Origin of the sequence: Vibrio sp. V01_P9A10T6 (assembly GCF_963877065.1) — a bacterium.
Classification (GTDB): Bacteria; Pseudomonadota; Gammaproteobacteria; order Enterobacterales; family Vibrionaceae; genus Vibrio; species Vibrio anguillarum.
In genome coordinates this window covers 1-10152 of record NZ_CAWNTB010000018.1, presented here as the reverse complement: position 1 = coordinate 10152, position 10152 = coordinate 1, and the positions used below count along the sequence as shown (strand labels likewise).

At 45.1% G+C, this 10152-nt stretch carries 10 protein-coding genes and 1 pseudogene; 7 read left to right on the top strand and 4 right to left on the bottom strand.

The annotated features are described in order from the left end of the window. The 4 genes and pseudogenes from AACQ21_RS01175 to hisIE form a co-directional block, all read left to right on the top strand. Window positions 1–79, top strand: a pseudogene (locus AACQ21_RS01175) (imidazole glycerol phosphate synthase subunit HisH); the annotation flags it as partial. 13 nt (window positions 80–92) lie between these two features. Further along, window positions 93–830 (top strand): 1-(5-phosphoribosyl)-5-[(5-phosphoribosylamino)methylideneamino]imidazole-4-carboxamide isomerase, encoded by a 738-nt coding sequence (gene hisA, locus AACQ21_RS01170; RefSeq protein WP_105977195.1) that lies wholly within the window; start codon window positions 93–95, stop codon window positions 828–830. Then, a complete protein-coding gene (gene hisF / locus AACQ21_RS01165) occupies window positions 812–1585 on the top strand; it encodes an imidazole glycerol phosphate synthase subunit HisF (RefSeq protein WP_017044649.1) in 774 nt (257 codons plus the stop codon). The genes hisA and hisF overlap by 19 nt, the downstream gene beginning before the upstream one ends. Further along, window positions 1582–2217, top strand: coding sequence for a bifunctional phosphoribosyl-AMP cyclohydrolase/phosphoribosyl-ATP diphosphatase HisIE (gene hisIE, locus AACQ21_RS01160; protein WP_094124043.1), 636 nt, complete (start codon window positions 1582–1584; stop codon window positions 2215–2217). The genes hisF and hisIE overlap by 4 nt, the downstream gene beginning before the upstream one ends. Window positions 2218–2266: 49 nt before the next feature. Here hisIE and AACQ21_RS01155 read toward each other — a convergent pair whose 3' ends face one another. Next, window positions 2267–2950, bottom strand: coding sequence for a pseudouridine synthase (locus tag AACQ21_RS01155; RefSeq protein WP_206208096.1), 684 nt, complete (start codon window positions 2948–2950; stop codon window positions 2267–2269). A 361-nt stretch (window positions 2951–3311) separates the two neighbouring features. Here AACQ21_RS01155 and AACQ21_RS01150 point away from each other — a divergent pair, with 361 nt between their 5' ends. Continuing rightward, complete coding sequence (locus tag AACQ21_RS01150) at window positions 3312–5537, top strand: NADP-dependent isocitrate dehydrogenase (RefSeq protein WP_105977194.1); 2226 nt, start codon at window positions 3312–3314, stop codon at window positions 5535–5537. Window positions 5538–5616: 79 nt separating this feature from the next. On the opposite strand, the gene cspD is transcribed toward AACQ21_RS01150, so the two are convergent. Then, window positions 5617–5838: a cold shock domain-containing protein CspD gene (gene cspD, locus AACQ21_RS01145; protein ID WP_013857087.1), complete on the bottom strand. Its 222-nt coding sequence runs from the start codon at window positions 5836–5838 to the stop codon at window positions 5617–5619. Window positions 5839–6311: 473 nt separating this feature from the next. Between cspD and clpS the strand changes: the two genes are divergently transcribed. Together clpS and clpA are read left to right on the top strand one after the other, a co-directional pair. Then, window positions 6312–6632: an ATP-dependent Clp protease adapter ClpS gene (gene clpS, locus AACQ21_RS01140; protein WP_010319243.1), complete on the top strand. Its 321-nt coding sequence runs from the start codon at window positions 6312–6314 to the stop codon at window positions 6630–6632. A 42-nt stretch (window positions 6633–6674) separates the two neighbouring features. Beyond that, window positions 6675–8945, top strand: a complete 2271-nt coding sequence (gene clpA / locus AACQ21_RS01135; RefSeq protein ID WP_105977193.1) for an ATP-dependent Clp protease ATP-binding subunit ClpA — start codon at window positions 6675–6677, stop codon at window positions 8943–8945. Between the two features lie 142 nt (window positions 8946–9087). On the opposite strand, the gene infA is transcribed toward clpA, so the two are convergent. Next, complete coding sequence (gene infA, locus AACQ21_RS01130) at window positions 9088–9306, bottom strand: translation initiation factor IF-1 (protein ID WP_006075347.1); 219 nt, start codon at window positions 9304–9306, stop codon at window positions 9088–9090. A gap of 81 nt (window positions 9307–9387) precedes the next feature. Next, window positions 9388–10086, bottom strand: coding sequence for an arginyltransferase (locus AACQ21_RS01125; RefSeq protein ID WP_013857085.1), 699 nt, complete (start codon window positions 10084–10086; stop codon window positions 9388–9390). Window positions 10087–10152: the final 66 nt, after the last annotated feature.

Genomic DNA, 10152 nt, shown 5'->3' with positions numbered 1-10152 from the left:
TTACTATGGTGTCCAATTTCACCCAGAGCGCTCATCCAAAGCAGGCTCAGCACTGATCAAGAACTTCTTGGAATTATAAAAGGGAATTAGTAATGATTATTCCAGCATTAGATTTAATTGATGGCCAAGTGGTTCGCTTATTTCAAGGCGATTATGGTCAAGTTACCGAATACAAAGTGGACCCTGCAGAGCAGTTTCGCCTCTATCATCAGGCTGGAGCTAACTGGTTGCACCTTGTCGATTTAACGGGTGCAAAAGATACCTCAGCCCGACAGCTGGATCTGATTGCCAAACTGCTTGCCAGTACCCCTGCCAAGATTCAAATTGGTGGCGGTGTGCGCAGTGAGCAAGATGTGGTGGATTTATTAAATGCGGGTGCGCAGCGCGTGGTTGTCGGTTCTACGGCCGTAAAACAGCCAGAATTAGTCAAAGCATGGATGGAAAAATATGGCGCAGAAAAAATTGTGCTAGCGCTCGACATCAACATTGATCAAGACGGCACACGTAAAGTGGCCATTTCAGGTTGGCAAGAAGATTCAGGTGTAACGATAGAAGCCTTGATTGATGATTACCTAACGGTCGGTTTGACGCACGTATTGTGCACTGATATTTCCCGCGATGGCACACTAGCCGGTTCTAACGTTGAGTTGTATATCGATTTATGCAAACAGTACCCCCAAGTACAGTTTCAATCCTCAGGTGGTATCGGTAGCTTAGCGGACATCAAAGCCTTAACAGGCAGTGGTGTTGCTGGCGTGATCGTCGGTCGTGCCTTATTAGATGGTAAGTTCACCGCTCAGGAGGCATTCGAATGTTGGCAAAACGCATAATCCCTTGTTTGGATGTCCGCGATGGACAAGTAGTGAAAGGGGTGCAGTTTCGCAATCACGAAATCATTGGTGATATCGTACCGCTTGCAAAACGCTACGCCGAAGAGGGTGCGGATGAGTTGGTGTTTTATGACATTACCGCGTCGAGTGATGGCCGAGTGGTGGATAAAAGTTGGGTTGCGCGTGTCGCGGCAGTGATTGATATTCCATTTTGCGTCGCGGGCGGTATTAAATCTGCCGAAGATGCTGCGCGAATTTTAGAATTTGGTGCAGATAAAGTCTCCATTAACTCTCCAGCACTCGCTAACCCACAGTTGATTACTGACTTGGCGGATAAATTTGGCGTGCAATGTATTGTGGTCGGCATTGACTCTTACTTCGATCAAGAAACGGGTCAGTATCAGGTCTATCAATTTACTGGCGATGAGACGCGCACCAAAGCAACACAGTGGCAAACTTGCGATTGGGTACAAGAGGTACAAAAACGTGGTGCGGGTGAAATCGTATTGAATATGATGAACCAAGACGGCGTGCGTAATGGTTATGATCTACAGCAACTCCAGAAGGTACGTGCTGTGTGTCGCGTGCCACTTATCGCTTCTGGCGGGGCGGGAACGATGGAGCACTTTGCGCAAGCTTACCAACAAGCTCATGTCGATGGCGCGTTGGCGGCATCGGTTTTTCACAAGCAGATCATCAATATCGGCGAATTAAAACAATATTTACAAGCAGAAGGTGTAGAGGTAAGACGATGAGTTTTCAAGTATCGAGTGCGGTTGCACTTTCTGAGCGTATTGATTGGAACAAAGTTGATGGCCTTGTTCCGGCGATAGTGCAAGATTTTAAATCAAGTCAAGTGCTTATGATGGGTTACATGAACCAAGATGCGTTGCAAAAAACCGCGCAAACAGGCCAAGTGACGTTCTTTTCTCGCAGCAAACAGCGCCTTTGGACCAAAGGAGAGACCTCTGGTCATGTGTTACAGTTGAAAAACATGGCGCTCGATTGTGATAATGACACTTTATTGGTCAAAGTGAATCCCATTGGGCCAACGTGCCATACTGGAACCACAACCTGTTGGGATAACGATGCACAAGAAGAGTCTCAAATGGTGTGGCTTCATCAGCTTGAGCAGCTATTGGCTGCCCGCAAGAGTGCCGACCCTGATTCCTCTTACACCGCTAGCCTTTATGCCCGTGGAACAAAGCGTATTTCGCAGAAAGTGGGCGAAGAGGGCGTTGAAGTTGCGCTTGCGGCGACGTCGGGCGATAAGGCGGAGTTAGTGTGTGAGTCTGCTGATTTGATTTATCACTTATTGGTGCTATTGCAAGACCAAGGATTAGCGTTGAGTGATGTGATTGATAAGCTTAAAGAACGCCATAAATAAACACAGTGAAGCCTCTTAAATAAAGAGGCTTCCGTTTTTGAGAGCGGTGTTAGAGGGTAATTTCTTTCCACTCACCGGGTTGTAGATCGCCTAAAACAATGTCGCCCATCGCGTAGCGCACTAAGCGCAGTGTTGGAAAGCCAATATGCGCTGTCATACGTCGTACTTGCCGGTTTTTACCTTCAGTAATGGTAATCGCAAGCCATGTGGTTGGGATTTGTGCGCGAAAACGAACCGGTGGATTACGTTCCCACAAGGTAGGCGGTTGCAAAATCTCAACCTTGGCAGGCAGCGTCATGCCATCTTTTAGCTCTACACCTTGGCGCAATTTATCTAAATCGTTTTGAGCGGGTTCTCCTTCTACTTGAACCCAATACGTTTTTGGTAATTTTGACTGCGGCTGCGTTAGTCTCGCTTGCAAGATGCCGTCATTGGTGAGCACCATCAAACCTTCGCTGTCTCTGTCCAAACGACCTGCGGCATACACCTCTTTTACGGGAATAAAATCAGCGAGAGTTTTGCGCCCATCACCATCGGTAAACTGGCTTAGCGTATCAAAAGGTTTATTAAAGATGATGACTTTTCGATCAGCAAGTGATACTCGTTTTTTTACCTCTTCTGCAGATGAAGAGGAGCGGGCGGTTGAACGCTGATGTGGATCGCGCCGTTTAAAATGAGAAGAGCCAGAGGGTTTTGATACTGATGAAGAATCACGACGCAAGCGGGATGACATGTTAACTACCTTGCAAAAATGTAAATGAAGTGTGTTTGAAAGTTTTCTGAACTTTGGATTTAAGCTATGATTTGCGCGCCCAGAAACAGGATTGACGCACAAGATAATAGACTATTATCCTAGTTTTGTTTAATTATACTCAACCCATGCTATTTGGATTCAGTATCAATAAAGGGTTTGGGTGTATACGTATTTTCACTCAATGACTAAAATCGGATAACGCTCAACGACATTCGATTCAGTTTTTGAAAGAGTGACGCTATCGTGTTCAAGTCGCGAGGATGCTAACCCACTTGACACGGACAATCACACAGCGCTGTTTCATCCAATGGTGCTGCTAGAACAAATAGGGAAATTTTTCATGCCTACAGAAAAACCTACAATTATTTATACCATCACAGACGAAGCACCAGCACTGGCCACTTATTCTTTATTGCCGATTATCCAATCCTTTACCGCCTCGTCAGGCATTAGCGTTGAAACCCGCGATATTTCACTGGCTGCGCGTATCCTCGCCAGCTTCCCAGAACATTTAAAAGAAAATCAACGTGTAAGTGATGCGCTTGCCGAATTAGGTGAACTGGCGACCAAACCAGAAGCGAATATTATTAAACTGCCTAACGTTTCTGCATCGGTCCCACAATTGAAAGCCGCGATTAAAGAGTTGCAGGAAAAAGGTTACGACCTACCAAATTATCCTGAAGAACCAAGTACCTACGAAGAAGAAGCGATTAAAGCGACTTACGATAAAATCAAAGGCAGTGCGGTTAACCCAGTGTTGCGTGAAGGAAACTCCGATCGCCGCGCACCATTATCAGTCAAGAATTATGCGAAGAAAAACCCACATTCAATGGGCGCATGGTCACCGCAATCCCGTTCACATGTTGCCAGCATGCAAGACAAAGATTTCTATGGAACAGAAAAGTCAGTCACCATTGAAGGTGACACTAAGGTCAAAATTGAGTTTGTCGACCATGATGGCTCGACTAAAGTCTTAAAGAAAGAGTTTGCGCTGCTTGATAAAGAAATTATCGATGCTTCAGTTCTAAGCAAAAAAGCGTTAGTTGAGTTTTTCGAGCAACAAATCGCAGCAGCGAAACAGCAAGATGTGCTGCTTTCCTTGCACATGAAAGCAACCATGATGAAAGTGTCTGACCCAGTCATTTTCGGCCATGCCGTTAAAGTGTACTACAAGGACGTATTTGCGAAGTATGGCGCGTTGTTTGACTCATTAGGTGTTGATGTCAACAATGGCCTAGGCGATGTTTACGCGAAAATTCAAGCATTGCCACAAGCACAGAAAGAAGAAATTGAAGCCGCGATTCAAGCGGTTTATAACACGCAGCCACCGCTTGCTATGGTCGATTCTGACCGAGGTATTACTAACCTACATGTCCCAAGCGATATCATTGTTGATGCGTCAATGCCAGCAATGCTGCGCGCTTCTGGTCAAATGTGGGGGCCAGATGGCAAGCAACAAGACACCAAAGCACTGATCCCAGATCGCTGCTACGCTGGCGTTTATCAAGCGGTGATTGATTTTTGTAAAAAGCACGGCGCATTTGATCCCACCACGATGGGCAGTGTGCCAAACGTGGGCCTTATGGCGCAAAAAGCTGAAGAATATGGATCGCACGATAAAACCTTTATCCTCGATGCAGCGGGTTCGGTACGTGTTGTGGATACCTCCGGCAAAGTATTGCTAGAGCAAGCTGTTGAAGCTGGTGATATTTTCCGCATGTGCCAAGTGAAAGATGCACCGATCCAAGATTGGGTGAAACTGGCCGTGACTCGTGCCAGAGCTACTGGTGTTCCTGCGATTTTCTGGTTAGACGATCAGCGTGCGCATGACCGTGAATTGATCAAAAAAGTCAACGTCTACCTTGCTGATCATGATACGGCTGGCTTAGATATTCAGATCCTATCACCCGTTGAAGCGACTCTGTTCACACTTGAGCGTCTCAAAGCGGGTAAAGATACCATCTCAGTTACGGGTAACGTACTGCGTGATTACCTCACGGATCTATTCCCCATTCTCGAGCTCGGTACTTCGGCTAAAATGTTGTCGATTGTTCCCTTGATGAATGGCGGTGGCTTGTTTGAAACAGGTGCTGGTGGCTCTGCGCCAAAACACGTTCAGCAGGTTGAGAAAGAAAACCACTTGCGTTGGGATTCGTTAGGCGAATTTTTGGCGCTGGCGGCGTCTTTGGAACATTTGAGTGTTGTCACTGGAAATGCGAAAGCGAAAGTACTAGCCGATGCGCTTGATAAAGCCACAGGTAAGTTCCTTGATCTCAATAAATCACCATCGCGCAGAGTTGGTGAGCTTGATAACCGTGGCAGTCACTACTATCTTGCAACCTATTGGGCTGAGGCCTTAGCAGAGCAGACGGCGGATGCTGATTTAGCGGCGGAATTCGCACCGATTGCGAAACAGCTGCAAGAAAATGAACAGGTTATCGTCTCTGAGCTGAATCAGGCACAAGGTACTCCGGGTGATTTGGGTGGTTACTATGCGCCAGTGTTTGAAAAAGCATCAGCACTAATGCGTCCAAGCCAAACCTTGAACGCGATCATTGGCGCTTAACCTTCAGTTATTCACCTCTAAGCAATAAAAAAACCCGCCAGTTCGGCGGGTTTTTCATCAAATACACGTTTGGCAGCGATTATTTTGCAAGTTGACCTTCGATTGGAACAACAGCGCTAGCGTGATAACCTTTCGGCCCCTGTTCAATCTCGTAGGAAACTTGTTGGCCCGCTTTGAGTGTGCGGTAGCCTTCCATTTGAATGGTTGAATAGTGAGCAAAAATATCGGTATCCTCACCTTCTGGACAAATAAACCCAAATCCTTTGGCGTTGTTAAACCATTTTACTGTACCTGTAGCCATGCTTTACATCCCTCATTGCATTTTAGTTACTGATGTTGTTATCGAGAAACTTATCCTAAAAACGTTACCCGAATGTGAATATCAATTCAGCCGCTGCCAAATTTTTAGTCACTAATTGACCAATGTAGTCAATGATTCGGCGCAGTCAATAGGCAAAAGGTATGATACTCGACATATTTGCAAATAAATCACTTTTCAGGTTTACATTGTTGTAACGATTAAATAGGGCGTTAAGAATGAAATAGTTAAAGAAAGCAGTTGCTTTTGTTTTCTTTTTAATCAACTACGCCGTTGATAGTTCGGAATAGCAATGTTTTATTTGCAGCGATACAATTGCTGCATTAGTCTCTAAGTAAGGGTTGTTTTTCAACTGTGTCGGTAGCACTAATAACATTAATAGATTCCAACGACACAATGGTTACTGAGAGGCACACGGTTCCACTAGGTAGAGAAGCACTCTAAATACGGTCATCATGAGTAAACATTTTGAATGGGTGACTCCAGACTCAGATCTTCTGGAGAAAGAGAAGACAGCAATTAAACCACCAGCGATGTACAACGTAGTTCTCAATAACGATGACTACACGCCGATGGAGTTTGTGATTGAAATCCTTGAGCGATTCTTCTCGATGGATATCGACAAAGCAACACAGATAATGCTCAAGGTGCATTATGAAGGGAAAGCAATTTGTGGCACGTTCAGTGCCGAGATTGCAGAGACCAAAGTAGCTCAAGTTACTTTGTACTCAAGGGAAAATGAGCATCCACTGCTTTGTACTATGGAGCAAGCGTAGTCGCTTGCTGGAGCAACAAAGTGGTTCCTTAAGGAGGTACTTATGCTTAATAAAGAACTAGAGTCGAGTCTAAACGGCGCGTTCGCTCGAGCGCGAGACAAAAGACATGAATTCATGACCGTCGAGCACCTCCTACTTGCGTTATTAGAAAATGATGCAGCCAGAGAGGCCTTATTAGCCTGCCAAGCGGATTTGGATGCCTTACGCCAAGAGCTTGATATTTTTATTGATCAAACCACACCTCTTATTCCTGAAAGTGACGAAACACGTGAAACGCAACCTACATTGAGTTTTCAACGTGTGCTGCAACGTGCTGTATTTCATGTGCAATCCTCTGGCCGCAATGAAGTCACAGGAGCGAATGTACTGGTTGCAATCTTTAGTGAGCAGGAGTCACACGCGGCTTACCTACTGAAAAAAAATGACATCAGTCGCTTAGATATCGTCAACTACATTTCACACGGCATCACTAAAGCTTCCAGCGCAAGTGATAATTCAGCCTCTTCCGACTCTTTTAGCAGCGAATCAACTGATGAAGTCAGTTCTGATGAACGTTTGGAAAGCTTTGCCAGCAACCTCAACCAATTGGCAAAGCAAGGGTTGATTGACCCGCTAATTGGGCGTGATAAAGAACTAGAACGAACCATTCAAGTGTTGTGCCGTCGCCGTAAAAATAATCCGCTGTTAGTGGGAGAAGCGGGAGTTGGTAAAACGGCGATTGCGGAAGGGTTGGCGTGGCGTATTGTGGAAGGCCAAGTGCCTGAAATTATTCAAAATAGCGTTATTTATTCACTGGATATTGGCTCATTACTCGCTGGAACTAAGTATCGTGGCGATTTTGAAAAGCGTTTTAAAACCATTTTGAAACAGCTTGAAAAAGAGCAGGACGCGATCCTATTTATTGATGAAATTCATACCATCATCGGTGCGGGTGCCGCTTCTGGTGGTCAGGTGGATGCGGCTAACTTAATCAAACCTCTGCTTAGCAGCGGTAAATTGCGCTGCATCGGCTCAACGACTTATCAAGAGTACAACAACATCTTTGAAAAAGAGCGCGCGCTGGCTCGCCGTTTTCAAAAAATTGATGTGGTCGAGCCATCGTTGGATGACACCACTAAAATACTTATGGGTCTGAAAACAAAATACGAGGCGCACCATGATGTACGTTACACCAATAAAGCGTTACGTGCGGCCGTGGAGCTTTCTGCAAAATACATCAATGAACGTCATTTGCCAGATAAAGCGATTGATGTGATTGATGAAGCGGGTGCACGTTCAAGGTTGGCACCTGCAAGTCGCCGCAAGAAAACCGTTGGAGTGGCCGATATTGAAGCTATGGTTGCTAAAATGGCGCGTATTCCAGAAAAATCGGTATCTTCTTCCGATAAAGACATTTTGCAGCACCTTGATAGAAAAATGAAAATGTTGGTATTTGGACAAGATGACGCTATCGATGTATTGAGTGAGGCGATCAAACTCTCACGCGCTGGCTTAGGTGCTGACAATAAACCGGTGGGTTCATTCTTGTTTGCAGGGCCAACAGGCGTGGGTAAAACAGAAGTGACAGTGCAGTTATCGAAGCTACTTGGCATTGAGCTGCTGCGTTTTGATATGTCTGAGTATGGTGAACGCCACTCAGTGAGTCGTTTAATTGGTGCTCCTCCTGGTTATGTTGGGTATGACCAAGGTGGCTTGCTAACTGATGCTGTGATTAAACATCCACATTCAGTGGTGCTACTTGATGAGATTGAGAAAGCGCACCCTGATATTTTTAACTTGTTACTTCAAGTCATGGATAACGGCACTTTAACGGATAACAATGGACGAAAAGCGGATTTCCGTAACATCATTTTGGTGATGACAACCAACGCAGGTGTTGCAGAGACAGTGAAAAAATCGATTGGTCTTATCCAACAAGACAATAGTTTTGATGCGATGTCAGAGATTAAGAAAGTATTCACACCCGAATTTCGTAACCGTTTAGACAACATCATCTGGTTTAATCGTTTGGATGAGCGTGTAATCCATCAAGTGGTTGATAAGTTTATTGTTGAACTACAAGCTCAACTCGATGCGAGAGGTGTATCGTTAGAGGTTTCTGAGGATGCTCGTCATTGGCTTGCTGTGAAAGGCTACGATATTGAGATGGGCGCTCGTCCGATGGGCCGCGTGATTCAGGATAAGCTGAAAAAGCCATTAGCGAATGAGTTGTTGTTTGGCTCGTTGGTCGATGGTGGCACAGTGAAAGTGGATTTAGATGGTGAAGAGCTTAAGTTTAAGTACATTGGTTCTCGTGAAGAAGCGGTTCACTAATCGGTAATCCCGATGCTTATCACCTAATAACAAAAGCACGCTGAGGCGTGCTTTCTTCTATGCATTGCATTTAATCCAGTTCTATAAGTAACAAAAAACGGAGCATTTAGCTCCGTTTTTTGTTGCGTTCGAAAATCAGAGATTAACGAGCACGGAAGACGATGCGGCCTTTAGTTAGGTCGTATGGAGTCATCTCTACAGTTACTTTGTCACCAGTAAGAATACGAATGTAGTTCTTACGCATTTTACCAGAGATGTGAGCTGTTACTACGTGGCCGTTTTCTAGCTCAACACGGAACATTGTGTTTGGAAGAGTATCAAGGACAGTGCCTTGCATCTCAATTACGTCTTCTTTAGCCATTTAATCCTCTTTAGAAACTTGGCGATTTTTAACGGACGCATTCTGCCGCTAAAAGATAAATATGTAAAGTTGGGGCGTATTCTACCCTTGCCAACGTTGATTTACTAGCTTTTGATGGCGCTCAAAGCGTACTTTGTAGTTCATTGCTGGGCATTCATCAATTTGATAACCCAAATATAACCATTGTTTCTGTGTGGCTTGGCAATATTGCAGTTGAAATAAAACGCCAAGTGTTCCGAGTGACAGATCTGACTCTGGATCATAAAAGGTATAAAAGGCGCTGGCACTGTTTTGTAAAATATCCGTCACCGCAATCGCGACCAGTTGTCCATTTTGATAAATATGCAGGTATTGAGTATCTAGCCAACGACAAGCGGAAAAGGTTTCAAACTCCTGCTCGTTGGGAGGGTACATGCTGCCCTCTTTATGTCGCGCTTCAATATAGCGGGCATAGAGTGCAAACCAACCCGAATCCATGGTCGGTTTCAACTGCCACTGAAAAGCGTGTGCCTTTTTGAGTAACCGCTTTTGGCTGGTTGATAGCTTGACTTGGTCAACAAAAACACGCAATGCTTGGCAGGAGTTGCAATTGTCACAGTGAGGTTTGTAAATGGTATCCCCACTGCGTCGAAAACCATTTGCGAGTAGAATTTCATAATTCTCAGGCGATTGCATGGCGGAGTCTAAAGTCACAGCGACACGTTCTTGCCTATCTTTTAAATAGCTACAAGGGTGGTTATTGGTTAAACCGATGCGTATTTGCTGTAAATCTGAGCTCATGGTTATCCTTCATTAGGCAAGGTGATCCACTGGGGTGTAAAGCAGCGCTCATCGACAGAGCTATCT

Bases quoted from the DNA above. Each gene is read 5' to 3' on its own strand.
- AACQ21_RS01155 (WP_206208096.1), bottom strand. From the start codon at position 2,950: ATGTCATCCCGCTTGCGTCGTGATTCTTCATCAGTATCAAAACCCTCT.
- hisA (WP_105977195.1), top strand. From the start codon at position 93: ATGATTATTCCAGCATTAGATTTAATTGATGGCCAAGTGGTTCGCTTA.
- clpA (WP_105977193.1), top strand. From the start codon at position 6,675: ATGCTTAATAAAGAACTAGAGTCGAGTCTAAACGGCGCGTTCGCTCGA.
- AACQ21_RS01150 (WP_105977194.1), top strand. From the start codon at position 3,312: ATGCCTACAGAAAAACCTACAATTATTTATACCATCACAGACGAAGCA.
- infA (WP_006075347.1), bottom strand. From the start codon at position 9,306: ATGGCTAAAGAAGACGTAATTGAGATGCAAGGCACTGTCCTTGATACT.
- hisF (WP_017044649.1), top strand. From the start codon at position 812: ATGTTGGCAAAACGCATAATCCCTTGTTTGGATGTCCGCGATGGACAA.
- clpS (WP_010319243.1), top strand. From the start codon at position 6,312: ATGAGTAAACATTTTGAATGGGTGACTCCAGACTCAGATCTTCTGGAG.
- hisIE (WP_094124043.1), top strand. From the start codon at position 1,582: ATGAGTTTTCAAGTATCGAGTGCGGTTGCACTTTCTGAGCGTATTGAT.
- cspD (WP_013857087.1), bottom strand. From the start codon at position 5,838: ATGGCTACAGGTACAGTAAAATGGTTTAACAACGCCAAAGGATTTGGG.
- AACQ21_RS01125 (WP_013857085.1), bottom strand. From the start codon at position 10,086: ATGAGCTCAGATTTACAGCAAATACGCATCGGTTTAACCAATAACCAC.